20 protein-coding genes are annotated in these 23,116 nt (G+C 71.8%); 12 read left to right on the forward strand and 8 right to left on the reverse strand.

Annotated elements, in window-relative coordinates; all coding sequences use genetic code 11:
* Positions 1-2: 2 nt before the first annotated feature.
* Both I3V78_RS06025 and I3V78_RS06030 read right to left on the reverse strand, forming a co-directional pair.
* Positions 3-1,367, reverse strand: a complete 1,365-nt coding sequence (locus I3V78_RS06025; protein WP_204485357.1) for a sigma-54-dependent transcriptional regulator — start codon at positions 1,365-1,367, stop codon at positions 3-5.
* 7 nt (positions 1,368-1,374) lie between these two features.
* Positions 1,375-3,075, reverse strand: a complete 1,701-nt coding sequence (locus I3V78_RS06030; RefSeq protein WP_204485358.1) for an ATP-binding protein — start codon at positions 3,073-3,075, stop codon at positions 1,375-1,377.
* 99 nt (positions 3,076-3,174) lie between these two features.
* Between I3V78_RS06030 and I3V78_RS06035 the strand changes: the two genes are divergently transcribed.
* Positions 3,175-4,524: a thioredoxin family protein gene (locus I3V78_RS06035; protein WP_204485359.1), complete on the forward strand. Its 1,350-nt coding sequence runs from the start codon at positions 3,175-3,177 to the stop codon at positions 4,522-4,524.
* 6 nt (positions 4,525-4,530) lie between these two features.
* Here the strand turns inward: I3V78_RS06035 and I3V78_RS06040 are convergent, their stop codons facing one another.
* The 3 genes from I3V78_RS06040 to I3V78_RS06050 all read right to left on the reverse strand — a co-directional run bounded on the left by I3V78_RS06040 (position 4,531) and on the right by I3V78_RS06050 (position 7,705).
* Complete coding sequence (locus I3V78_RS06040; RefSeq protein WP_204485360.1) at positions 4,531-5,946, reverse strand: DUF1444 domain-containing protein; 1,416 nt, start codon at positions 5,944-5,946, stop codon at positions 4,531-4,533.
* Positions 5,943-7,115: a metallophosphoesterase gene (locus I3V78_RS06045; protein ID WP_204485361.1), complete on the reverse strand. Its 1,173-nt coding sequence runs from the start codon at positions 7,113-7,115 to the stop codon at positions 5,943-5,945. Before I3V78_RS06045 ends, I3V78_RS06040 begins: the two co-directional genes overlap by 4 nt.
* An 89-nt stretch (positions 7,116-7,204) precedes the next feature.
* Complete coding sequence (locus tag I3V78_RS06050) at positions 7,205-7,705, reverse strand: hypothetical protein (RefSeq protein WP_204485362.1); 501 nt, start codon at positions 7,703-7,705, stop codon at positions 7,205-7,207.
* Positions 7,706-7,907: 202 nt separating this feature from the next.
* Here I3V78_RS06050 and I3V78_RS06055 point away from each other — a divergent pair, with 202 nt between their 5' ends.
* A complete protein-coding gene (locus tag I3V78_RS06055; RefSeq protein WP_204485363.1) occupies positions 7,908-8,261 on the forward strand; it encodes a hypothetical protein in 354 nt (117 codons plus the stop codon).
* A gap of 7 nt (positions 8,262-8,268) precedes the next feature.
* Here the strand turns inward: I3V78_RS06055 and I3V78_RS06060 are convergent, their stop codons facing one another.
* Positions 8,269-8,943 carry a dienelactone hydrolase family protein gene (locus I3V78_RS06060; RefSeq protein WP_204485364.1) on the reverse strand — a complete coding sequence of 225 codons (675 nt, stop codon included), beginning with the start codon at positions 8,941-8,943 and terminating at the stop codon, positions 8,269-8,271.
* 154 nt (positions 8,944-9,097) lie between these two features.
* On the opposite strand from I3V78_RS06060, the gene I3V78_RS06065 reads away from it, so the two are divergent.
* The 4 genes from I3V78_RS06065 (at position 9,098) to I3V78_RS06080 (ending at position 15,410) form a co-directional block, all read left to right on the forward strand.
* Positions 9,098-9,499 (forward strand): hypothetical protein, encoded by a 402-nt coding sequence (locus I3V78_RS06065; RefSeq protein ID WP_204485365.1) that lies wholly within the window; start codon positions 9,098-9,100, stop codon positions 9,497-9,499.
* A 128-nt stretch (positions 9,500-9,627) separates the two neighbouring features.
* On the forward strand, positions 9,628-11,604 hold the full coding sequence (locus I3V78_RS06070) for a PAS domain S-box protein (RefSeq protein ID WP_338023475.1): 1,977 nt from the start codon (positions 9,628-9,630) through the stop codon (positions 11,602-11,604).
* Entirely contained in the window at positions 11,594-13,510 is a 1,917-nt protein-coding gene (locus I3V78_RS06075; RefSeq protein WP_204485367.1) for a sensor histidine kinase, read from the forward strand. The genes I3V78_RS06070 and I3V78_RS06075 overlap by 11 nt, the downstream gene beginning before the upstream one ends.
* Positions 13,511-13,625: 115 nt before the next feature.
* Complete coding sequence (locus I3V78_RS06080) at positions 13,626-15,410, forward strand: serine/threonine protein kinase (RefSeq protein ID WP_204485368.1); 1,785 nt, start codon at positions 13,626-13,628, stop codon at positions 15,408-15,410.
* Between the two features lie 19 nt (positions 15,411-15,429).
* Here the strand turns inward: I3V78_RS06080 and I3V78_RS06085 are convergent, their stop codons facing one another.
* Positions 15,430-16,230, reverse strand: coding sequence for a GspE/PulE/PilB domain-containing protein (locus tag I3V78_RS06085; RefSeq protein WP_204485369.1), 801 nt, complete (start codon positions 16,228-16,230; stop codon positions 15,430-15,432).
* A gap of 297 nt (positions 16,231-16,527) precedes the next feature.
* Between I3V78_RS06085 and I3V78_RS06090 the strand changes: the two genes are divergently transcribed.
* The 5 genes from I3V78_RS06090 to I3V78_RS06110 all read left to right on the forward strand — a co-directional run bounded on the left by I3V78_RS06090 (position 16,528) and on the right by I3V78_RS06110 (position 21,731).
* A complete protein-coding gene (locus tag I3V78_RS06090; protein WP_204485370.1) occupies positions 16,528-17,271 on the forward strand; it encodes a MotA/TolQ/ExbB proton channel family protein in 744 nt (247 codons plus the stop codon).
* Positions 17,272-17,348: 77 nt separating this feature from the next.
* A complete protein-coding gene (locus I3V78_RS06095) occupies positions 17,349-17,837 on the forward strand; it encodes a biopolymer transporter ExbD (protein ID WP_204485371.1) in 489 nt (162 codons plus the stop codon).
* Between the two features lie 12 nt (positions 17,838-17,849).
* On the forward strand, positions 17,850-18,434 hold the full coding sequence (locus I3V78_RS06100; protein WP_204485372.1) for an ExbD/TolR family protein: 585 nt from the start codon (positions 17,850-17,852) through the stop codon (positions 18,432-18,434).
* 88 nt (positions 18,435-18,522) lie between these two features.
* A complete protein-coding gene (locus tag I3V78_RS06105; protein WP_239576319.1) occupies positions 18,523-19,194 on the forward strand; it encodes an HAD family hydrolase in 672 nt (223 codons plus the stop codon).
* A 164-nt stretch (positions 19,195-19,358) separates the two neighbouring features.
* Complete coding sequence (locus I3V78_RS06110; protein ID WP_338023476.1) at positions 19,359-21,731, forward strand: ATP-binding protein; 2,373 nt, start codon at positions 19,359-19,361, stop codon at positions 21,729-21,731.
* Between the two features lie 10 nt (positions 21,732-21,741).
* Here the strand turns inward: I3V78_RS06110 and I3V78_RS06115 are convergent, their stop codons facing one another.
* Positions 21,742-22,308 carry a YqaA family protein gene (locus I3V78_RS06115; protein WP_204485374.1) on the reverse strand — a complete coding sequence of 189 codons (567 nt, stop codon included), beginning with the start codon at positions 22,306-22,308 and terminating at the stop codon, positions 21,742-21,744.
* A gap of 127 nt (positions 22,309-22,435) precedes the next feature.
* Here I3V78_RS06115 and I3V78_RS06120 point away from each other — a divergent pair, with 127 nt between their 5' ends.
* Positions 22,436-23,095: an LON peptidase substrate-binding domain-containing protein gene (locus I3V78_RS06120; protein WP_204485375.1), complete on the forward strand. Its 660-nt coding sequence runs from the start codon at positions 22,436-22,438 to the stop codon at positions 23,093-23,095.
* Positions 23,096-23,116: the final 21 nt, after the last annotated feature.

Consider the following 23,116-nt stretch of genomic DNA (forward strand, 5'->3'; position numbering starts at 1 on the left):
GCCTAGTCCCCTCCGGCCTTGTACCGGTCGAGCTTGCGGTAGAGCGTCTTGCGGTCCAGGCCCAGCACCTGCGCGGCCAGGGACTTGTTGCCCTTCACTTCCTCAAGCACGCGCAGGATGTAGCGCCGCTCCACCTCCTCCAGCGTGGTGAACTCGGAGGGGTCTCCGCTGGCCACCACCACGTGCGAGGCGCGCCAGGCGCGGATCTTCTCCGGCAGGTCATCCACCGCGAGGCGCTCGGTGTGCGTCACGGCCACCGCGCGCTCGATGCAGTTGCGCAGCTCGCGCACGTTGCCCGGCCAGCTGTAGTTCATCAGCCGCTCGGCCACGGCCTCGTTGAGCCCCATCACCCGCTTGTTGGCGCGCGCGGCGAAGTGCTCGATGAAGTGCTGGGCGAGCAGCAGGCAGTCCCCACCCCGGGCCCTGAGCGGCGGCAGCTCCATCTGCACCACGTTGAGCCGGTAGAAGAGGTCCTCGCGGAAGCGGTTCTCCTCCACCATGCCCTCCAGGTCGCGGTGGGTGGCGGCCACCACCCGCACGTCGAAGGGCACCTCGTGGTCTCCACCCACCGGACGGGCCCGGCGCTCCTGCAGGGCGCGCAGGAGCTTGGGCTGCAGGCCGAGCGGCATCTCGCCCACCTCGTCGAGCAGGAGCGTGCCCCCGTGCGCCTGGGCGAAGAGGCCCGCGCGCGCCGCCTTGGCGTCGGTGAAGGCGCCCCGGGCATGGCCGAACAGCTCGCTCTCCAGCAGGGCCTCGGGCATGGCCGCGCAGTTGACGGCCACGAAGGGCCCGGAGGCGCGCCGGCTCTTGTCGTGCAGCGCCCGCGCCACCAGCTCCTTTCCCGTGCCGCTCTCGCCGTGGATGATGACCGTGGCGTCCGAGTCCGCCACGCGCGTGAGCAGGTCGTACACCTTGAGCATCGCGGGGCTGGAGCCGAGCAGGCCGCCCAGGCGCTGCGAGTCGGCGACCACCTTGGTCAGGCGCACCAGCTCGCCCTTGAGCTGGTGGTGCTGCACGGCGCGCGTGAGCGTGTGCACGAGCGCGTCCATCTCCACCGGCTTGGTGATGAAGTCGTAGGCGCCCGCGCGGATGGCGGCCACGGCCGTCTCCATGCTGCCAAAGGCCGTCACCACCACCACGGGCAGGTCGGGCAGGTTGGCCACCACGCGCTCGCACAGCTCCGTGCCGCTCAGGCCCTGCATGTTCAGGTCCGTGAGCACCACGTCGAAGGGCTCCTGGCGCACCAGCGGCAGGGCGGCCTGGGGGTCCGTCAGGGCCGTGACGGTGAAGCCGCGGCGCGTGAGGCGCGCCTGGAGCAGCTCCACCATGCTCGGGTCATCGTCGACAAGCAGGACGCGTCCGCTCATGTGTCCTTCACAGGGGGAGAAAGAGGCTGAAGTGGGTGCCCTCGCCGGGCGTGCTGCGCACGTCCAGCCAGCCGCCGTGCTCGCGGACGATTTCCAGCGACACCGGCAGGCCGAGGCCGGTGCCCTCGCCCACGGGCTTGGTGGTGAAGAAGGGCTCGAAGATCTTCTGCAGGTTCTCCGGGCCGATGCCACCGCCCCGGTCGATGACCTCGATGAGGGCACACGGGGCGGCGGTGGCCGTGGGCCCGGCCTTGGGTGGCACGGCGTCCGGGGTGGACAGGCGCAGCGTCACGAGCCCCTTCTCCGGCGAGGCGTGCAGGGCGTTGACCACCAGGTTCGTGAGCGCCTGCTGCAACTGGCCCGGGTCCACCTGGGCGCGCACCGGCTCGGCGGGCTCCTCCAGCTCGAGCCGCTGCATGCGGCGCTGGGTCAGGGGCGCGAGCAGCGCGAGCACCTGCTTGAGCACCGCGCGCAGGTCCACCTCGCTCTTCTGGGGCTGGCGGCGCCGGGCGAAGTCGAGCAGCTGGCGGATGATGCGCGCCATGCGATCGGCCTGGAGGCGGATGGTGCGCGCGCTCTGCCGCGCCGCCTCGCCCTCCACCTCCGCATCGGCGATCATCGCCGCGTGGCCGGAGATGACGGCCATGGGCGTGCCCAGCTCGTGCGCGATGCCACTGCCGAGCTTGCCCACCGTGTTGAGCCGGTCCGCGTGCCGCAACTGCTCGAGCGCCGCCACGCGCGCGGCCATCTCCGCCTCCAGCTTCTGGTTGGCCTCCTGGAGCGAGCCGGCCAGGGCGCGCAGCTCCAGGTCGGCGCGCATGCGCTCGGTCTCGTCGCGGGTGATGAGCACCGCGCCCCAGCGCGAGCCATCCGCCCGGAGCAGCGGCGAGGCCGTGCCCGTGAGCACCCGCGTGCCCCCGTTCGCGTGCCGCACGCCCCACCCGATGCCGCGCACCACCTCGCCCCGCAGCGCCCGCTCCAGCGGCCGGTAGCGCCGCTCGATGGGCTTCTGGCTCTCCAGGGACAGCCACGCCTCGGGCTTCATCAAGAGCAGCGCGCCGTCCTCCTCGGCGATGCCGAACTGCTCGCGCGCCGCCGGGTTGATGAGCTGGGGCCGCCCCTGCGGGTCCACCACCAGGAGGCCGTCCCCTGTCTGCTGGATGAGGGCGTCGAGCATCTCCTGGCGCTCCTGGTCGCGCTCCAGGGACGAGCGCGCCGCCGCCGCCACGCGCCGCCGCAATTCGATCTGCGCCACGACCTGCCGCCCGAGCGTGCGCAGCGCCTGCTCCTGCACCGCGGTGGGGACCCGCACCTCGGGCATGAGCACGCACAGCGCGCCCAGGGCGGTGCCCTCCGCGTCGAACAGGGGCACGCCGAAACAGGCCCGGAGGGCGGGCGCCTCCAGGACGAGCGGAAGCGTGGCGAGCAGCGGCTCCTGCCGGGCGTCCCGCAGCACGAACAGGTCCTGGCCGCTCAAGAGCGCCTGCTCGCAGAAGGCGAGCGAGTGGCCCCACTGCGCGGGTGTCAGGTCGCCGATGCGGGCCAGCAGCCGCTGCTGATCCTGCTCCACGCGGCTCACCAGGGCGATGGGCGCCTGGCAGAGCGTGCCCGCCAGCGCCGCGAGGTCGTCGAACTCCTGCTCGGTGGGATTGTCGAGCGCCGCGTATCGGCGAAGGACCTGGAGACGGGTACTTTCCGCGAAGCTCATGGGGGCGAGGTGGGGAGAGGGGCTCCACCATAGCCTACCCGGCCCCTCCCCGCCGGTCGCCTTCCTCCCTCGCTCGTTCCCAGGGTAGGGTGCCGGGCCATGCGATTGCCCCTCTCCTGCCTGCTGGTCGTGGGATTGTGGGGGTGCGCCGCGACGCGAGGCCCGGCTGTGTCCGAGCCCTCCGCCGCGCATGCCCCGAGTCCCCTGCCGTTCATCGAGAACGATTACGCGCGCGCCCTCGCCGAGGCCAAGAGCCGCGGCGTGCCGCTCTTCGTCGACACGTGGGCGCCCTGGTGTCACACCTGTCGCTCGATGAAGGCCTACGTCTTCACGGATCCGGCGCTCGCCAAGCACGCGGGCCGCTTCGTCTGGCTGGAGGTGGACACGGACCAGCCGCGCAACGCGGACTTCCTGGAGAAGTACCCCGTGGAGAGCTGGCCCACCTTCTTCATCCTCGACCCGCGCGAGGAGAAGCCCTTGGTGCGCTTCGCGGGCAGCGCGACCGTGCCCCAACTGGAGAAGCTCTTCGAGGACGGCGAGCGCGCGTACCAGGGCGGGGCCCAGGGTCCCGAGGCCCTGCTGGCCCGCGGCGACGCCCTCTATGGCGCGAGCAAGGCGGCCGAGGCGGCCGACGTCCTCACCCAGGCGCTCGCCGAGGCCCCCGCCGACTGGTCCCGCCGGGGCCGGGCCCTGGAGTCGCTGCTCGTCGCGCAGTACGGGGCGAAGCGCTACGAGGCCTGCGCGCGCACCGCCCTGGCCGAGCTGCCCCGGGTGCCGCACTCCGCGTCGTGGGCGAACGCGGCGGGCCTGGGCCTGTTGTGCGGCCTGCGGCTGCCGCCGGAGACGCCGGGCGCCCGCGAGCTGATGGCCTCCCTGGAGGAGCGCGGCCAGCAAGCGCTCTCCCCGGACATCGCCATGCCGGCGGATGATCGCTCGGGGGTGTACGAGCTGTTGGTGGAGGCGCGTCAGCAGGCCAAGGACCCGGAGGGCGCGAAGGCGCTCGCCGCGCGGTGGCTGTCCTTCCTGGAGGCGGAGGCCGCGCGGGCTCCCACGCCCGAGGCCCGCACCGTGTTCGACTCGCACCGCATGCTGGCGGCCCTGGTGCTCGGCGAGCCGATGCGCGCGGTGCCGGCGCTCGAGCAGAGCGAGAAGGACCTGCCCGGCGACTACAACCCGCCCGCGCGCCTGGCCAACCTGTACCGGCAACTGGGTCGCCTGGATGACGCGCTCGCCGCGAGCACCCGGGCCCTCGAGAAGGTCGAGGGCGGCCGGCGCCTGCGGGTCATGTCCGAGCGCGCCGACATCCAACTGGCCCGGGGCGAGCGGGACGCGGCGCTCCGCACGCTTCAGGACGCCATCGCGTACGCGCGGACGCTCTCCCCGGCGCAGGCGCCGCCCGCCTCGGTGGCGCGCCTGGAGAAGAAGCTCGCGGAGCTCCAGGCGAAGTGAGCCGCCTCACGGCTCTCGCTCGTCGAACAGGTCGCCGGGGTCGTTCTGCCACCCGGCGAGCTGGGCCTCGGTGGGGAAGTCCCGGGTGAGGTAGCGCTCGGGGTAGAGGCCGGGAACGGGCTCGAGCAGGCCGTTGTCCCGGCCCACCACGTCCTCCCAGCGCGCGATGCCGACGGGGCGGTCGCCCTGGCCGCGCGAGGGGTCCATGAAGAAGATGACCTCGGTGCGCGGCAGCAGCGTCGTCAGGCCCTTCTGCCACACGGCGTAGCTCAGGCTGCGGCCCCGCTCGTCTTGATAGGGCGTGAAGGTCGCCACGAAGCGCGCCTCCCCCGTGCGGGTGTGGTGCTTCTCGAGCTGCTGCAACTGCTCGTCGTAGTCGCGCGCCTGGGTGAAGAGCTCCAGCTTGCGGAAGTCCGCCCACGCCTCGCTGAGCCGCTCGGGCATGAAGGGCACCCACCCCTGGGGCGTGCGCCGCAGGGCCCGGCCGTCCACGCCTCGCGGGGTGAGGATGGCCTTCAAGGCCCGCGCGCCCACGAGGCGCAGGCCGTCCTCGTCCTCCGCGCCGGTGATGAGCAGCAGATCGCGGTGGGGCACCATCACCACGGGCGCGCCCTTCACCGGGCAGCGGCGCACCACCTCGTCGAGCACCAGCCGGGACGCGCCATAGGTGTCGTTCCACGGGGACTGACAGGTGCCGGGCGCGAGCGACTCGAGGGGCCCCGTGCTGCGCTGGCGCAGGTTCTCCTCGGCGATGGCGAGCGCCTGGCTGAAGGACACGCCCCAGCGGCCGAGCTCCTCCGGCCCGAGGTAGCGCAGCGTGTCCACGCTGTCGAGGGCGAGCCCCACGGCGAGGTGGCCGCCCACGGCCTTGAAGGACGCCGGGGCCTGCTGGGGACTGTCCCGGCCCATCAACAGCCACATCTTCTCGAAGAAGGCCCGGCCGCGCACCACGGGCATCAGCTTGGGACGGGCCACGGAGAAGGACTCGGGCACCGAGGGGCTGAAGCGCACCTGCGCGAGCCGCCGCAGCACGTCCATGCGTTGCTCGGGCGTGCTGGCATCGAGGTACTCGTCGAAGAAGTCGGACAGTGGCAGCGTGCGGGCGTCCTCCGCCGTGCCCAGCTCGAGGAGGAAGTGCTCCGAGTCGTAGCGGATCTCACGCTGCTCGCCCGCGTCCCGCAGGGCCGTGAGCGCCTGCTGGGCGAACGCGTCACGGTCCCGCACGGCCTCGTCGGGGGTCGCCGGGGCCTCGCCGTCGACGTGCTCGGCGAGTCGGGCCTCGGTGCGCCGGGCCTGCTCGGCCTCGACCGGAGCGGGCGGGGCGGGGGCCTGCTGAATCACGGGGCGGACGGGCGTCGCGCAGCCGCTCCCACCGAGCATGCCGAGCAGCACCCAGGCGCTCATCCACGGGGCTCGGCTCATGTCCGGGCTCCCCGCTCCGCCACGGGCCGGGCCGCGCGGCCGGTGTCGAGGTCGAGCAGCTCGAACGAGTCCAGGGGCGACTCGCGCATGCCTCCGTCCGTGAAGACGAGCACCGCCCGGGTGGGGTCGGTGTCCCCGGGGGGCCCGAGTTGGTAGTCGACGGTGGTGCCGTCCGTGACGAGGTGGCGCAGCACGCCGTCATGGGCGCCGGGAGGCAGGGCGAGCAGCTCCCGACAGCGCTTGTCCCGCGTGTGGCCCACCACCTGGACGAGGCCCGGCGGAAGGCGGCGCGGATCGAAGCGGCGGCGGGGCGTGAGGGCGCGCAGGGGGGCCTCCTCGGGCAAGAGGCTGGGGCGTTGGTAGAAGATGCCGCGGCCTTCGCCGTAGTCGGCCGTGCCGGGGTGGTGCAGGTGGGGAACGGTGAAGGGGCCGTGTCCGTCCCAGGCGCGCACGGCCGCGTCGAGGGCGCCGTTGAGCGCCTCCGCCACCGAGGGCGCGTGGCCCTGGCGGTCCTCGGGCAGGCCCAGGGCGCGGAGGTCCTCCCGGGTCACGCCCGCGTGCAGGACGAGCCACCGCTCGGAGGCGGCGTGGGCGGCGCGGAAGCGTCCCGCGCGCAGCAGGTGCGCCACCCAGTCGCGCTGTACCTCGCGAAAGGTGCTGAAGTCCCGGGCGATGAGTTCCACGTTGGGCACGTCGGGATGGCGCGCGAGGAAGTCCCGCTCCTCGGCCGCGTCCGTGGCCTCGCCCCGGTAGATGCGATCCGCTTCCCGCTGGGCCGCGGCGAAGCGCGCATCGGTGAAGCCGGCCAGCTCGCTCACGCGGCTCAGGTCATGGTTGCCGAGCAGGGGCAGGAGTTGATCCGCCGGGTGCGAGGCCATCCAGGCCAGCAGCCGCACCGCGCTCGTGGCCACGGCCTCGCGCTCGGGCGCCTTGCCCCAGTCGAAGTGGTCGCCCACGGAGACGAGCCGCACCTCGGGCGCGAGCAACCCGTCCGGCGCGAGCAGGCCATGGCGGTCGAGGAGGGCGAGGAAGCGGGTGATGTCCGCCTGGGGATCTCCGATGGCGACGTGGCGCGTGCGCGGCCGTCCATCGGGAGGCAGGGAGAAGGGGTCCCGGAGAGCGGCGGCTTCGGCGAGTCGGAGGGCGGCCTCGATGCGGGGAGAACTCACGCCCGCATCCTACGCCCGCCCGGGAGCACCTGCGGAAGGGCTCCGGGGCGGGGCGGAAGGGTTTGCGTTGAGGACTCCCCGCTTGAGGACTACGCGTCGGTGAGGGGCTTCTCCGGCAGACCGCGCTCGGACAGGGGCCGCGAGTACACGCCCGTGGCCGCGCCCACGAAGAGGCTGACCACGTGCATGACGATCCACTGCGCGAACGTCAGGCCCAGCAGGAAGGCCATGCTGCCGCCGGGCTTGAAGCCGTTGAGGACGAAGAGCATCGCGGGCACGGCCACGGAGGCGACGGCCGCCGCGGTGAAGGCGCGTCCCCAGCGCCGGGCGAAGAAGCCACCCACCGCGCCCGCCAGCAGCGCGCCGAACAGGGGCACCCAGAAGGTGAGGAAGCTGATGGCCACCATGCTCATCACCGCGATGACGAGGCCGCGGTTCTCGAGGGGCACGTCGCCTCCGGCGCGCACGATGACGGGCGAGTCGTCCACGTAGGTGAAGCGGGCGTTGGGCAGGGGCGCGTCGGGGGGCGTGACGATGACGTCACGCCGGACCGACAGCGGGCCATTCGGGGACTCGATGATCTCGGGCATGCGTTGTCCTCCCGGACTGGGGGTGGAATTCCCCCGCGTGGAACCAGCTGCGTTGAACATGGGACGTCTCCCCCCGGGAGGCAGGGGGCGGGGTTCCACTGGAGGCCGGGCATCCAGGGAGGCATGCCGGGACTTGGCTGCCCCTTGCCGACCGCTATGCTGCGCCTCCCTCGTGCCCCCGCCTGCCTGGATGGAGCATCACATGCGCCGTTGGATGTCCCTCGCCGTGCTGTCCGCTGGATTGCTGTCCGCTTGTGCCCTGCGCCCGAACTACCGGCAGATCCTGCCGCCGGACGTGAGCAACCTCGCGCCCGTGCAGGCGCGCAACCACGAGGACGTGACGCTGCGCCTGGTGGAGCCCGGAACGAACCGGCCGCTGCCCGGCGTGAAGGTGTACCTGGGGACGAGCCAGGGCCGCTCGGCCTCCGTGAGTGATGCCCAGGGCCTCGTGAAGCTGCCGGTGACGCCCCACCTGTTGCAGGAAAACCCCCTGGTGGAGGTCTTCCTGCCGGCGGGCGCCACGGGCTACGCCTTCGAGGCCGTGAAGCCGGAGTGAGCCGGGCTCAGCCGAGCTTCTCGTGGAGGAACTCGATGGAGCGCTTCCACGCCTGCTCGGCGTTCGCGGGCGAGTAGACCTCGGGCCGCCGCTCGTTGGCGAAGGCGTGGTTCGCGTCATAGCGGTGCAGGCGCGCGGGCACCTGGGCGGCCTGGAGCGTCTTCTCCAGGGCGTCCACGCGCTCGGGGGTGCACCAATCGTCCTGGGTCGCGAAGTGCCCGAGCACGGGGCAGCGGATGCGGCTCACGTCCGCCACCTGCTCGGGCGGAATGCCGTAGAAGGGCACGGCGGCCGCGAAGGTATCGTCCGTGGCCGCGGCCGCGAGCGCCAGGGCGCCGCCCATGCAGAAGCCCAGCACCGCGACGCGGGTGCCCGGGGCGCGCTGGCGCAGGGCCTCGGCGGCCTGGGCGAGCTCCCGGGCGGCCTTCTTCATGTCCAGCGCCTGCATCAACTGCAGGGCCTTGTCGGCGTCCGTGGTCACCTGGCCCTGGTAGAGGTCCGGCGCGAACGCCGTGAAGCCCTCGCGCGCCAGCCGGTCCGCCACGCCGCGCACCTGGTCCGTCAGGCCCCAGAACTCGTGGATGACCACCACGGCGCCCCGGCTCTTACCGCCCTCGGGCTCCTTCAAATACCCGGGGAACGCGTGTCCGTTCGCGCCGCTCAGCTTCGCCTCGTGTGCCATGTGTCCGCTCCGGGGGTCTGGGGTCGGGTTGCCGACGCGCACCCTAGCGGGACCGGTGCTGGACGCGGGGTGGGGTGGGGAAATCCCGTTGGGGATTGAATGAATGGCGGGGGGCCTCGTCAGAAGGAGCAAGAACGATTGGGAGGACACGACAATGGCGCTCAAGACCGGCTTCTTCGCTCTGGCTTTCTCCGCACTGCTCTTCATCCCCGTGGCCGCCCAGGCCCAGGACTTCGCCCGCGGGTCGCACCACGACGCCGCGCCGGTGACGCAGATCCAGGCTCCGGCGGGACGCGGTCGGCACCACGCGCCGCCCCCGCCCCGGCCGCACACCACGCGCCGGGATGGCCGCTACGAGCTGCGCACGGTGGAGCGTCAGGTGCCGGGCCGCTACGAGCGGGTGTGGATCCCCGAGCGCTGCCAGCCGGTGGGCCGCCGCGGCGCCCAGCGCTGTGAGCCGGGCCGCTACGAGCAGCAGTGGGTGCCGGGCTACACGGAGGCCTACCAGGAGTGGGTGTGGGTCTCCTTCCCCCGCCACCACCACGGCCGGGGCTAGCGCCCCGAGGGACATGACGGGAACGCGGGGGACGCCTCGGCTCGATGGGAGCCGGGGCGTTTCGCGTTTCTGGACGCTGGCGGGCGCGTAACTGCCGCCCGCGCGGGAGCCAGGGTAGAGTCGGCCGCGTGTCCGCCCCTGAGCCTTGCCTTGGCGTTCTCCTTGTTCCCGCGGCCTCCTCCGCGCGCGAGCCGCTCCTGTTCACGGCGGAGCGGGCCGGAGTCCGGGTGGTGGAGCGCCTGGACGAGGCCTCCATCGCGGTCGTGGATTTGACCCACCCCGGCGGCTCCGCCGCGCTCGGCGCGCTGATGGCCACCTCCCAGGGGGCCTCGCTCTCGCTGCTCGTCATGGTGGAGCCCTCCGAGTCCATCTTCCTCACCCTGGACGCCCTGCAGCCCGCGGAGGTGATGAGCGGGGGCCTGCGCTCGTGTGAGCTGGGCTGGCGGCTCAAGCGCGTCACCGAGCGCCACCACAAGCGCCAGGAGCTGTGGCGCCGTCAGCAGGACCTGTCGCTCCTGGTGGAGCTCACCGCGGACTACGCCGAGCACCTGAACGTGGAGGCGCTCCTGCACGACGTCACCCGCCGGCTCGCCGAGCGCCTGGGCATCAACCGGGCGGCGCTGGTGGTGGTGGACCGGGGCATGGAGAGCGCCCGGGTGGTGGCCGCCAGCGACACCTCGGGCACCCAGGACACCCCCCTCGAGCTGGAGCGCTACCCGGAGGTGCGCGAGGCGGTGCGCACCGGCCGCATCGTGCTCGTGGAGGATGCCTCCCACCATCCGCTGCTCGAGGGCGTGCAGAGCGAGGTGGCCGCGCGGGGCATCCATACGCTCGTGGCCCTGCCGCTGCACATCGCGGGGGAGGTGCGCGGGGTGCTGCTGCTGCGCGCCGCGGGCGGGGACCGGCGCACCTTCGCGGCCCACGAGATCGACTTCCTGCACACGGTGGCGCACGCCACGGCCGTGGCCCTGCGCAACGCCTCGCTGCTGCAACTGGTGCGCGGACAGAACGAGAAGGAGATCTCCGCGCGCATCGCCGCCGAGGCCAAGGCCGCGTCGCTGGAGACCTACCACCTCTTCTTCGCCAACCTGCGCGAGGGCGTGGCCATCCTCGATGACCGCGCGTGCGTGCTCAGCCTCAACCCCTCGGGCGAGTCCATCCTGGAGACGACGTCGGAGGCCGCCACCGGCCAGCACCTGGTGGACCTGGCCCAGCCGGTGGACGAGACGGTGTTGATGGAGCTGGTCACCTCGGCCCGGCGGGGGGAGTCGCGCTCGGACGTGGACTTGATGGTGCGCACGCCCGGGGGCCGCCGCGTCACGCTGAGCTTCTCGGCGGCGCCGCTGGAGGACGGACTGCGCGCCATCATCCTGTCCTTCCGGGACGTCACCCAGGCCCGCCACCTCGCCGACGAGCTGCGCCACACCAAGGACTTCCTCGAGCGCCTCATCGACTCCTCGGTGGACGCCATCGTCGCCGCGGACATGCAGGGCCGCATCATCCTCTTCAACAAGGGGGCCGAGGCGCTCTTCGGCTACGGCGCGCCCCAGGCGCTCGGCGGGCTGCACGTGGACACGCTCTACCCCGCGGGCGTGGCGCGGCAGATCATGCGTCAGCTGCGCGCTCCGGACTCCGGGGGCCGGGGCCGGCTCGGGGTCAACCGCCAGGAGGTCATCCACAAGGAGGGCCAGCGCGTTCCGGTGAACATGACGGCCTCCATCGTCTACGAGGGCGGCCGGGAGGTGGCCAGCGTGGGCATCTTCACCGACCTGCGCGACCGCATGGAGCTGGAGCGCAAGCTGTCGGACGTGGAGAACCGCCTGGAGGAGAGCGAGAAGAGCGCCGTCATCGTCGCCCTGGCGGGCACCGCCGCGCACGAACTCAACCAGCCGCTCACCTCGGTGATGGGCTACGCGGAGCTGCTCAAGCGCAAGCTGCGCGAGGAGGACGCCGCCTACAAGCCCGTGGACATCATCTACCGCGAGGCCGAGCGCATGGCGGAGATCGTGCGCAAGATTGGTCGCATCACCCGCTTCGAGACGAAGACCTACGTGGGCACGCAGCAGATCCTGGACCTCGACAAGGCGAGCTCTCATGACGACTGAGTCCCGCCGCTTGAGTGCCCCCTCGGAGCCGTCCGCCGAGGACTTCCGGACCTTCTTCGACCTGGTGGAGGTGCCCGCGGCGCTGTGTGACCTGGAGCTGCGCCTGCGTGCGGGCAACCCCGCCTTCACGCGCTTCTGCTTCGACCATGGCCTGTCGGTGGACCAGCTGCTCGAGGGGCTGGACCTGGCGGCGGTGCCCGATGACTGGGGCACGCGCGAGCTGGAGGTGATGCTGCCCCAGGGCGGCTCGGTGTTGGTGGAGCTGTCCCGGCGGGGCGACTGCGTGTCGGTGGTGGGCCGGCACGCGTCGGACAACATCCGGGGCCACCTGGTGATGGTGGAGCAGGCCCTGCTCGAGCAGGCGCGCACCGAGGGCGTGCTGCTGGACCTGAGCCGCAGCGTGGCGGAGGCGGGCAGCGAGGAGGAGCTGGTGGCGGCGGTGGCGCGCGGGGTCAAGGAGCTGTTTCCGGGCCGCGCCTTTTGCATCCGCATCACGGACGCGCGCACCGGCGTGCTCACGAGCCTCTACGCGGAGGGGCGGCTCAAGGAAGGCTCGCGCGAGCCGCTGGTGCTCAAGCGCAGCGCGACGGAGAAGCTGCACCTGTCGGTGGCGAGCCTGCCCGCGGGGGTGGTGGTGGCGCCCCGGGTGCCCTTGCTCTTCGAGGGCAGCGTGGACGGGGTGAGCGCGCCGCTGGTGGCGAGCGGTCAGCTCTATGGCGCCATCAACCTGGAGTACACGGCGCCCCGCCGAGGCGAGTCCACCTACTTCCAGGACGAGCGGGTGCTCGTGCAGCTGGCCAACCAGGTGGCGGTGGCGGTGAAGAACGCCAAGCTCATCGACGAGCTGACGTTCGTGCGCAAGTACCTGGAGGATCTGCTGGAGAAGGCCAACGCCCTCATCGTGGTGTCCAACCGCGAGGGGAAGATCGTGGTCTTCAACCAGGCCATCAGCCGCCTCACGGGCTTCAGCAAGGAGGAGGTGCTGGGCAAGGACGTGGGCTTCGTGGTGCACCGCGACGAGCACCTGCGCATGGGGCCCGCCCTCTGGGCGTCGCTGAGGGGCGAGCAGGTGCCCAACTTCGAGCTGCGGCTGCGCACGCGCACGGGCGAGGCGCGGGTGTCCTTCGCCACGTCCACGACGCTCACGCCCCAGGGCGAGGTGGAGGGCGTCATGGCCATTGGCCAGGACGTGACGGTGGTGGCGCAGCTCGAGCAGCGCATCATCCACGCGGAGAAGCTCGCGTCCCTGGGCCAGCTCGCCGCGAGCGTGGCGCATGAAATCAACAACCCCATGACGGCGGTGGTGACGTACGCGGACGCCATGCTCCAGCGCATGGTGCCGGTGGGCGGCGCGGCCAGTGGCGACGCGGAGAAGCTCCGGAAGATTTTGGAGAACGGCCAGCGCATCCTGCGCTTCACGCGCGACCTCACCTCCTACGCGCGGCCGTCGAAGAACAAGCCCGAACGGGTCCTGCTCAACGCGCTGCTCGACAAGGCGGTGGGCTTCTGCGAGCACGTGGTGTCGCAGACCCGGGTGTCCGTGGCGCGCGACTACGGCGAGGTGCCGCCCCTGTCCGCGGTGCCGGCCAACCTGGAGCAGGTGTTCGTCAACCTCATCACCAACGCGTGCCATGCGATGCAGCCCGGGGGGCAGATGTCCCTGCGCACCCGCGCCGAGGGCCGCGAGGCCGTGGTGTGGGTGACGGACACGGGCAGCGGCATCGACCCGGAGCACCTCTCGCGCATCTTCGAGCCCTTCTTCACCACCAAGACGGAGGGGCGGGGCACGGGCCTCGGCCTGTCCATCGTGCAGCGCATCGTGGAGAAGCACGGCGGACGGCTCGAGGTCGCGAGCGAGAAGGGCCAGGGCACCACCTTCACCGTGCGCCTGCCCCTCGCGGACTGAGTCAGGGGCTCGCTCGGCCGTCCGCTCGTGCGGGGCGTGCGGAATGCCCAACGCTCCCAGGCGTGTTCGGGCGGTCGAGCCGACCCCTCGGCCTCGGCAAGGAGCCGTCTTCGCGATGAAGCTGGGCCGGTACGAACTGGTGCGCAAGCTCGCCTCGGGTGGCATGGCGGAGGTGTTCCTCGCCCGCGCCGAGGGGCCCATGGGCTTCCAGAAGACGGTGGTGATCAAGCGCGTGCTGCCCCACCTGGCCGAGGACCCCGCCTTCACCCGCATGTTCCTGGCCGAGGCGAAGGTCGCCGCGCTGCTGGACCACCCCCACCTGGGCCAGACCTTCGACTTCGGCGAGGCGGACGGCGCCTACTTCCTCGCCATGGAGTACGTGGACGGGCTCAACCTGCGCGTGCTGCTCAAGCGGGCGCACGCGGCGGGACGGCGGCCGCCCTTCGCGCTGTGCGCCCGCATCATCGCGCAGGTGTGCGAGGGCCTCGCCCATGCCCACGGCTTCGTGGATCCCGCCACGGGCAAGCCCATGGGCCTGGTCCACCGGGACATCAGCCCCGACAACATCCTGGTGTCCTGGAGCGGCGTGGTGAAGGTGGTGGACTTCGGCGTCGTCAAGGTGTCCAGCCAGGGCGCCGGGACGGAAGCGGGGCGGCTCAAGGGCAAGGTGGCGTACATGCCGCCTGAGCAGATCCAGGGGCGTCCCCTCGACGCGCGCGCGGACCTGTTCGCCCTGGGCATGGTGTTCTACGAGCTGCTGGGGGGCCGCAAGCCCTTCGCGGCCGAGAGCGACGCGGGCCTGCTGCGCGCCATCGTCTCCCAGCCGCTCCCGCCGGTGACCACGCACCGCGCGGATGTGCCCGTCGCGCTCCAGCGCATCCTCGAGCGCGCCCTCGCCAAGGACCGGGAGGCCCGCTACGCGACGTGCCGCGAGCTGCACCAGGACCTGGAGCGCTACCTGGGGACCCAGGGAGAGCCCGTCGGGTCCTTCCAGCTCGCCCAGTGGATGGCCCCGCTGGCCGGTCCCACCGTCCGTCCCAGCACGCCCCCGGCCGAGACGCGGGTCGCGCCCGCGCCCTCCAAACCGTCCCTGACGCAGATCGCCGTGATGCCCTGGGCCGTGCCCCCGCCGCCGGAGCCACGGCCGCCCGTGCGCTCCGCCGCGCGCGTGCCCCGCGTGGCCCCGGGCCGACAGCCCCGGGCGTGGCGTCTGGCCCTGGGGGGCGTGGGCGGTCTGGCGCTGACGGGCCTGGGTCTCTGGGGCTGGCTCCACGCCGGAGGCGCCGGGCCGCGGAGCGACCGGTCCGTGCGCCCGCACGAGGCATCCCGCACGCGCGCCCTCGCGCCGCCCTCCTCCCCCGAGGGCTCCGCCGTCCCCGCGCCAGAGGCCACCCCGCTGGAGCAGGCGGGGCTGTCCTCCGAGTCCCTGGGCGAGGTCCAGGGCCGGGTGTTGCCCGGCCGGAGGTCCCGCGCGGCGGCGAGCGCCTCGGTCCGCATCGAGTCCAACCTGAGGGGTCAGGTCCGCGTGAATGGCCGGGTCTGGGGGTGGACGCCTCGGCTCGTGTGGGGTCTGCCGCCGGGCGCCGTGGACGTGGAGGTCTTCGACCCCGAGGGCGCGTTCTCCACGCGGCACACGGTGGAGCTCGGCGCGGGCCGCAATCCGCCCGTGCGCGTCACCGTGGCCAAGGGCTCCATCCTGTTCTACGTGCGGCCCGACGCCACCACCGTGCTGCTGGATGGCAAGCCCCTGGGCGTCACGCCCCTGCCGCCCATCGAGGTCTACGAGGGCACCCACGCCCTCACCTTCATCCACCCCCAGCACGGCACGCGCCGCGAGGAGCGCGCCTACCGCGTCCTGGGCAGCGCCCCCCAGGTCTACCAACTGGACCTGCGGCGCTAGCCGCGCTCACCCGCCGCGCTCAGGAGTTGGACTCGTCGTCCAGCTCGCGCGTGAACTCCTCGTTGGTGAGCAGGCCCTTGCGCGCCATGATGCGCATGAGGGCCCAGAACTTGCGTTCCAGCTCCTCCACCGGCTCCGCGGCGGTCGCCGTCCGCGTGTCGCCGAACAGCGAGTCCAGGTCCGCGCTGACGTCCCCCGTGGCGGGCCGGGACTGGCCGCGCTTGAGCCGCTGGCGCTTCTCGCGCTCCTGGATGAGCTGCTCCAGGGTGACGCGCCGGGTCATCTCCCCGGGAGGCAGCTCCTCGCCGACGATGATCTCCTCCACGTCCTCGGCGTCCGCCTCGGGGATGGCCGGCGCCAGGGGCGCGGGGGTGGGGGCGGGCCGGTGGTAGTAGCGCTGGAGGGCGGCGCGCACGGCGGACAGGGGCGCCACGCGCGCGTTCACCTTGAGTCCGGTGGTGAACTCCAACTCCTGCAGGGCTGCCGAGTCGAGCGGGTCCGCCATGGCCACCACCAGCAGCTTGCGCCCGCCGGCATTTTCCAGGGACACCGGAAACAGGTCGTGCTGCTCGCAGAAGCGCGCGCGCACCAGGTGGATGGCGCCCCAGTCCGGGGGACGGTTGTTCAGGTCCATCACCGGCACGCCCAGGGCCTCGCTCAGCGCATGGGCCAGGGTCTTCTCGGTGATGGCGCCCTGGGCCACCAGGGTCGCGCCCAGACGCTGCCGGGTGCGCTGCTGGGCCTGCAAGGCCGCGTCCAACTGGGCCACGCTGATCGCCCCCCGCTCCAGGAGCAACTCACCGATCCGCTTTCGGGCCATGGGCGCCGCCTTAGTCCTACCCCGGACGCCACGTCAAGCCCCCGACCCGGTGCGTCAAACCCTGTCCGTTCGCCATCCGACCTGCCGTGCGGCCAATGTCCAATCGCAAAATTCCCGTGAGATTTCAGCAACTAAGAGAGCAGGCCATGCCTTGACACTATTCAAGAGCCGTTCCTAAAGTCCGGCGTCCATGAATGCCAATCCCGGCCAGGGCCCCGTGCGGAAGGTCGCAGGGGGGCTGCCCGGATGGTGAAGACCCGCCATGCCGGGTCCGCCCCTTTTTGGAGGCCATAAGCGATGAACCTGGGTTTCGTGACGAATCTGACCATCCTCGCCAACACCGGCCACGGTGCGGAGCGCTCGTTTTTCGAGGAAGTGGCCAAGCGCTGGGAGGCGGGTCAGTGGGGTATGTACCCCATCGCCGTCTGCCTGGTGTTCGCGCTGGCCATCATGATCGAGCGCGGCATCGTGCTCTTCGGCAAGGCGTCCATCAACAAGGACGCGTTCCTGCGCGGCCTCAAGAAGCACATCTACGCGGGTGACCTGGACAAGGCCATCAACTACGTGTCCGGCCAGAAGAAGACCCCGCTGACGGAGGTCATCAAGGCGGGCCTCATGAACGTGCCCAAGGGCGAGGAGGAGGTCCAGGCGGCGCTCGACGAGGCCAGCCTGCGCGAGACGCCCCGCATCGAGGCGCGCACGGGCTACCTGGCCATGCTCGGCAACGCGGCGATGCTCGCCGGTCTGCTCGGAACGGTGTCCGGTCTGATCGCCTGCTTCGAGGCGGTGGCGAACGTGAACCCGGCCGACAAGGCGACCATTCTCGCCAACGGCATCTCGGAAGCCATGAACTGCACGGGCTTCGGGCTGCTCACGGCGATCCCCGCCGTCGTGGCCTTCTCCATCCTCTCCGGCCGCGCCACGTCCATCGTGAACGACATCAACGAGACGAGCGTCGCGGTGCTCAACCTGATCGTCAACAACCGCGACAAGTTCAAGAACGCCACCGTCGCGGTGTCGGCGGGCCGGGACGAAGAGTAGTTCTCCTCTCACGAGAACCAGAACAGGGGGCGCGGTGTCTGTCGCGGTAGCGCGCCCCCTCTTGAAAGGAGAGCCCCATGGCCGGCGGAATGGACCTGGGGGGAGGCAAAGGCAAGAAGTCGCTCGACGTTGCCATCAACCTCACCCCCTTTATCGACCTGATGGCGGTGACCATCAGCTTCCTCATCATGACGGCGGTCTGGACACAGATCGGCCGCCTCCAGGTGGCGCAGGCCGGAGGCCCCGCCACCGAGGAGGAGCAGAAGCAGGAGGAGCAGACCAAGACGGTCCTGCTCACCCTGTTCGTGACCCCCACGGAGCTCAAGCTCGTGGCGGACCAGAGTGATTATCCGGCCATCGAGGCCAAGCGTGGGGCCAACGGCAAGCTGGACCTGGCGCCGTTGCTCCTGCGCTTCAAGGAAATCAAGTCGACGTTCCCGGATCAGTCGGCCATCACGCTGCAGACCGACGACAAGGTCCGCTACGAGGACCTGGTCCGGATCATCGATCAATGCATCGGCGCGGGACTGCCCCAGGTCTCCGTGTCCGCCATCGTGGGCGTATAGGAAGGCGGACGCATGGCCATCAAGGCTCCCGGAAAGCGCTATTGCAAGCGGCTGCAGCACTCCAAGGTGTTCGGCCACGGCACGCATGGGCACAAGAGCGGCAACGCCGACGTGCTCATCACCCCGCTGGTGGACATGTTCGTGATCATCGTGCTCTTCCTCATCGCCAACTTCTCGGCGACGGGCGAGGTGCTGATGATGACCAAGGACATCCAGCTGCCCGAGGCGGTCAACGTCAAGGAAGTGGAGATGAACCCGGTCGTCATGGTGTCCGGCGACGAGGTCTCCATTTCCGGCAACGTGGTGGGCCGCGTGCAGGACCTGGTCAAGGAGGAGTACCTCAACATTCCCGCGCTGGAGGAGAAGCTGCGGGACATGAAGAAGCAGTTCGAGGACCTCCACGCCATGGCCGACGGCAACACCAACGCCTTCAAGGGTGACGTGAACATCCAGGGTCACAAGGACGTGGAGTTCTCCATCATCAAGCGCGTGATGTTCAGCTGCGCCAGCGCGGGCTACAACAACATCAACTTCGCCACGCTGCAGAAGGGCGAGGCCGGCGCGCCGGGTGAGTCCACCGCGGCCGCCACCCCGTAGCCGTCACCGGCCCCCAGGGTCCGGAAAAATCACCGCGCCCCGTGCCTCGGACTTGTCCGGGCCGGGGCGTTGGTGTTTGCGGGGAGGCATGACCCTGCCTCCTCGCGCCGCGATCTTCGATCTGGATGGAACGCTGCTGGACTCGCTGCACGACATCGGCGCGGCGCTCAACCACGCGCTCGTCACGCACGGCCTGCCCCCGCATCCGCTCGAGGCCTGCCGCTCGTTCGTGGGCGAGGGCGTGAGCGTGCTCGTGTCCCGGGCGCTGCCGCCGGGCCGGGAGGACGCGCACGCGGCCGTGGTCGCCTCCTACCGCGCCCGCTACGCCGAGCACATGCTCGACCACACCCGCCCCTTCGTCGGCATCCCCGAGCTGCTCGCCCGGCTCCAGGCCGAGGGGGTGAAGCTGGCCGTGTTGAGCAACAAGCCCGACGCGGCCACCCGCGCGCTCGTGACCGCGCTGTTTCCCCAGGTGCCCTTCGCGGCGGTGTACGGCGAGCGCGCGGGCGTGCCGCGCAAGCCCGATCCCACCGCGGCGCTCGGCGTGGCGGCGGAGCTGGGCGTGGCGCCCGCTGAATGCGCGTTCATCGGGGACACGGCGGTGGACGTGGACACCGCGCGCGCCGCGGGCATGGTGGCGGTGGGCGTGAGCTGGGGTTTCCGGGACGCCGAGGAGCTCGTGTCGCATGGTGCACAGGTGGTCGCCCCCACGGTCCAGGCGCTGCTCGGCGCCCTCGTGCCCGCTGTGTTGGATAGATGAACAGCAATTCACGTTTCACGTTTTCTCAGACGCATCGGCCCGGTTAACATGGACTGACCGCGCGAGCGTCCAATCGCTGGCGTATGTGGGGGGGCTCCGCCATTTCGACGCAAGCACAGTCGCTCGACCGCCCTGGCGCCTCCGGGCCGGGTGAACTCGCCGAGGTGCTCGCGCTCGCGCTCGTGTATCTCGCGTCCACGTGGCTGAGCCTGACGCAGGCGGCCCTGTCCGGCGGGGCGAGCGTGGTCTGCGTCTCCGCGGGCGTGGCGCTCGCGGGCCTGTACCGCCTGGGGCCCGCGCGCTGGCCCGCCCTCTTCGTGGCCTCCGTGCTCGTCCAGGCGGTGTCCTCGTCCCTGTCGCCCGCCGCGGTGCTCCTCGTCGCCACGGGCGACACCCTGTCGGCGCTCCTGGGCGCCTGGTTGTTGAAGCGGTGGGGGTTCTCCGCCGCGCTCTCCCGCGTCCGGGACGTGTGGGGCCTGGCCCTGGTCGCCGCCGCGAGCCCCTCGGTGGGCGTGTTGGGCGGGGTGCTCGGCGGGGTGTTGAGCGGCGCGCTCGGCGCCTCCGGCGGCTGGGCCGCGGGGGGCATGGCCCTGGGGGTCGAGTGGCTGGGGCGGACGCTGGGGGTGCTCGGCGTGGGCTCGGTGTTGATGTGGTGCGCCCAGCGTCGGCCGGAGCCCTCGGGTCGCGAGGGACTGGTGCTCGCGTTCATCACCTTCGCCATGTGCGGCGGCGCGCTGCTCGCCCGTTCCCAGACGCCCGTCTACCTGTCCACGTGGGTGTTCTTCCTGCTGCCCGTGGGGGTCTGGGTGGCCTGGCGGTTTGGCTCCCGGCTGGCGGCGTGCTGCCTCGTGCTGTTCGCGGGGGCCTCCGCGTGGACGCGGGTGCCCGAGCCCGCCGCGGTGTTCACCAGCGTGGCGGGGGCGGGCAGGCTGCTCGAGCCCCGGCTCTTCCTCGTCATCGCCGCCTTCGGGGGCCTGCTGCTGCTGGCGGCCCGCGCCGAGCGGGGCCTGTCCCATACCCAGCTGGAAGTGCTCACCACCGCGCTCAAGGGCGTGCAGGAGGGCGTGCTCGTCGCCGAGCAGCTCCCGGGGCGCGAGCCCCGGCTCGTGTTCGCCAATGCCTCCCTGCTGGAGATGGGCGGCTGGCGCATCGAGGAGCTCCTGGGCCAATCGCCCTTCGCGCTCTGGGGGGACACGCTGGACCCCGCGCTGCGCGAGCGCCTGGCGGACGCGCTGCGCGAGCGCACGCCCCTGCAGGCCGAGGTGGTGATGACCCACCGCGATGGCTCGCGGGTGTACAGCCAGATGCAGCTGTCGTTCGTGCGGTCCGCGGGGGGCGCCAGCACCTTCCTCGTGTCCACCCACCGCGACATCACCACGCAGAAGCGGCTGCAGGCGCAGCTCGTCTCGGCCGAGCGCATCGCCGCGGTGGGCACGCTCGCCGCGGGCGTGGGACACGAAATCAACAACCCCCTGGCCTACCTGCTGCTGAACCTGGAGGGCGCCATGCGCAGTCTCAAGAAAGGCCCCGAGCACATGATGGAGGCGAGAACCCGTCTGGAGTGTGTCCGCGAGGGCGCCGAGCGGATCCGGGTCATCGCCCGGGACCTGAAGGTCTTCAGCCGGCAGGAAGGTGAGGAGCGGGAGATGCTGGACGTCAATGAGGTCGTGGTGCCCGCGCTGCGCATGGCGGCGCATGCCGTGCGGGCCCGGGCCCGGCTGGTGGAGGACTTCGGCTCGCCGCCCCTGGTGTCCGCCAATGAGTCCCGGCTCGGGCAGGTGCTGCTCAACCTCCTCGTCAACGCCCTGCAGTCCATCCCCGAGGGCCACCCCGATCGGCACGAGGTGCGCGTGCGCACGGGCGTGGACTCGCTCGGCCGCGCCCTGGTGGAGATCTCCGACACGGGCTGCGGCATGGCCCCCCATGTCCTCGAGCGCATCTTCGATCCCTTCTTCACCACGAAGCCCTCGGGGGAGGGCACCGGCCTGGGACTCGCCATCTGCCAGCAGATCGTCCAGTCCCACGGCGGCGAGCTCCAGGTGCGCAGCGAGCAGGGCAAGGGCAGCGTCTTCACGCTCGTGCTGCCCGCGGCCCCGCCCACGGACATGGTGGCCCCGGAGGCCGACGAGGCGGCGGCCCACGTGGCCGAGTCCCCGCGGCGCCGGCGCATCCTCGTCATCGACGACGAGCCGCGCCTGGCCCAGTCCATGCGCATGCTCATCGAGCCCTCGCACGACGTGGTGGTCACCACGCGCGGCGCCGAGGCGCTGGCGTGGGTGAGCGCCGGTCAGCGCTTCGATCTGGTGCTGTGTGATTTGCAGATGCCGGGCACGACGGGCATGGACGTCTACTCGCACCTGACCGCGCACGCGCCCGAGCTGCTCGAGCGCCTGGTGTTCATCTCCGGCGGGGCCTACACCCAGGCCACGCGCGACTTCGTGCGCTCGGTGCGCAACCGCATCCTGGAGAAGCCCGTGCGGCCGGACGAGCTGCTGGCCACCATCGACGAGGCGCTGGCCACCTCCACGGCGGCCTGAGCGCCCGGGCTCACACGCGCAGCCACTTGCGCGCGGTGGGCCCGAAGAAGCGCATCACCCCGCCCACGGCGAGAAAGCGCGCCGAGCGGCCCAGCACCGCCGCGAGGAAGAAGCGATCCAGCGGCACCGCCACCATGCCGCTGCCAATGGCCACCACCTTGAAGGGCGTGGGCAGCACCGAGCACAAGAGCGCGAGCACCCAGAAGTTCTGCCCCAGCAGCTCGCCCACGGTGGCGTTGACGCCGAAGCGCTCGATGCGCGCATCCAGGTTGATGTCCAGGAACGTCAGGGCGCCCTGGTGGATGAGCGTGCCCAGGTAGTAGCCGAGAAAGCCGCCGAGGATGCTCGCCACGGTGCCGGCCAGCGAGTACGGCAGCCACCGGCGCGGCTGGGCGAGCACCATGGGCACGAGCAGCACGAAGGGCGGCACGGGGAACACCGAGGCGTCGATCACCGACACGACGATGAGCGCGATCACGGCGTAGCGCGTGGAGGCGAGGGCCTCCACCCGCAGGTACAGCCGGCGGTACCAGGAGAGCTTCTCGGGAGGGACGGCCACGGGCGGGGATGGGTTCATCGAGGGCGCGGACCCTAGCGGAAAGTCGGGACTTTGGCAGCCGTCCGTCCCCCGAGCGACGCCTGGCTGACGCCTCGGGGCGGAGCGACTTCCGCCCCACGGGCCGAAGCGGGTACGGTGCCCGGTCATGACGACGGCCCTCGAACGCATCGAGCTCACCTCCCAGGCGCTGAAGGTCTTCCCGCTGCCCTCCGCGGTCCTCTTCCCGCATGCCGTCCTGCCCCTGCACATCTTCGAGCCGCGCTACCGGGCGCTCGTGAAGGACGCGCTGGCGGGCGACAAGGTGATGGCGCTCGCCCAGCTCGAGTCCGGCTGGGAGGGCCAGTACGGCGAGCGGCCACCCATGCAGCCCATGATGTGCGCGGGCCTCATCATCTGGCACGAGGAGCTGCCCGACGGCCGCTACAACATCCTCCTGCAGGGGGTCTGCCGTGCCCGGCTGCTCGAGGAGCTGCCGGCCCACGCGTCCTACCGCCAGGTGCGGGTGCAACTGCTGCCGGATCCGGCCTACCAGGGGCCCGGGGAGGAGCGGCTGCGGCAGGCGGTGTTCGACCTGGCGGGGCGGGTGCCCGCCTCGTTCGCGGAGAACCTGCTGCCCGTGGCGGCGCGCTCGCGGGGTGGGGCGCTGGCGGACGTGGTGGCCGCGGCGATCGTGCCCGAGCCCGAGCGGCGCCAGGAATTGCTGTGCGAGCTGGACGTGGGCCTGCGCCTGGCGGCGGTGATGGAGGACGTGGGCGAGCTCGTCGCGCGTTTGAGTCCGGTCAAGCCGGTGGGTCCGCTGAATTAGGCGCTTGCACCCGGAACGTGG

Origin of the sequence: Archangium primigenium, from assembly GCF_016904885.1 — a bacterium.
Classification (GTDB): domain Bacteria; phylum Myxococcota; class Myxococcia; order Myxococcales; family Myxococcaceae; genus Cystobacter; species Cystobacter primigenius.

What these genes read in the sequence shown, in the direction of transcription:
- I3V78_RS06040 (WP_204485360.1), bottom strand. Translation starts at nt 5,946, where the DNA reads ATGAGCCGAGCCCCGTGGATGAGCGCCTGGGTGCTGCTCGGCATGCTC.
- I3V78_RS06035 (WP_204485359.1), top strand. Translation starts at nt 3,175, where the DNA reads ATGCGATTGCCCCTCTCCTGCCTGCTGGTCGTGGGATTGTGGGGGTGC.
- I3V78_RS06095 (WP_204485371.1), top strand. Translation starts at nt 17,349, where the DNA reads ATGGCCGGCGGAATGGACCTGGGGGGAGGCAAAGGCAAGAAGTCGCTC.
- I3V78_RS06120 (WP_204485375.1), top strand. Translation starts at nt 22,436, where the DNA reads ATGACGACGGCCCTCGAACGCATCGAGCTCACCTCCCAGGCGCTGAAG.
- I3V78_RS06060 (WP_204485364.1), bottom strand. Translation starts at nt 8,943, where the DNA reads ATGGCACACGAGGCGAAGCTGAGCGGCGCGAACGGACACGCGTTCCCC.
- I3V78_RS06025 (WP_204485357.1), bottom strand. Translation starts at nt 1,367, where the DNA reads ATGAGCGGACGCGTCCTGCTTGTCGACGATGACCCGAGCATGGTGGAG.
- I3V78_RS06075 (WP_204485367.1), top strand. Translation starts at nt 11,594, where the DNA reads ATGACGACTGAGTCCCGCCGCTTGAGTGCCCCCTCGGAGCCGTCCGCC.
- I3V78_RS06030 (WP_204485358.1), bottom strand. Translation starts at nt 3,075, where the DNA reads ATGAGCTTCGCGGAAAGTACCCGTCTCCAGGTCCTTCGCCGATACGCG.
- I3V78_RS06065 (WP_204485365.1), top strand. Translation starts at nt 9,098, where the DNA reads ATGGCGCTCAAGACCGGCTTCTTCGCTCTGGCTTTCTCCGCACTGCTC.
- I3V78_RS06100 (WP_204485372.1), top strand. Translation starts at nt 17,850, where the DNA reads ATGGCCATCAAGGCTCCCGGAAAGCGCTATTGCAAGCGGCTGCAGCAC.
- I3V78_RS06080 (WP_204485368.1), top strand. Translation starts at nt 13,626, where the DNA reads ATGAAGCTGGGCCGGTACGAACTGGTGCGCAAGCTCGCCTCGGGTGGC.
- I3V78_RS06105 (WP_239576319.1), top strand. Translation starts at nt 18,523, where the DNA reads ATGACCCTGCCTCCTCGCGCCGCGATCTTCGATCTGGATGGAACGCTG.
- I3V78_RS06115 (WP_204485374.1), bottom strand. Translation starts at nt 22,308, where the DNA reads ATGAACCCATCCCCGCCCGTGGCCGTCCCTCCCGAGAAGCTCTCCTGG.
- I3V78_RS06090 (WP_204485370.1), top strand. Translation starts at nt 16,528, where the DNA reads ATGAACCTGGGTTTCGTGACGAATCTGACCATCCTCGCCAACACCGGC.
- I3V78_RS06085 (WP_204485369.1), bottom strand. Translation starts at nt 16,230, where the DNA reads ATGGCCCGAAAGCGGATCGGTGAGTTGCTCCTGGAGCGGGGGGCGATC.
- I3V78_RS06055 (WP_204485363.1), top strand. Translation starts at nt 7,908, where the DNA reads ATGCGCCGTTGGATGTCCCTCGCCGTGCTGTCCGCTGGATTGCTGTCC.
- I3V78_RS06050 (WP_204485362.1), bottom strand. Translation starts at nt 7,705, where the DNA reads ATGCCCGAGATCATCGAGTCCCCGAATGGCCCGCTGTCGGTCCGGCGT.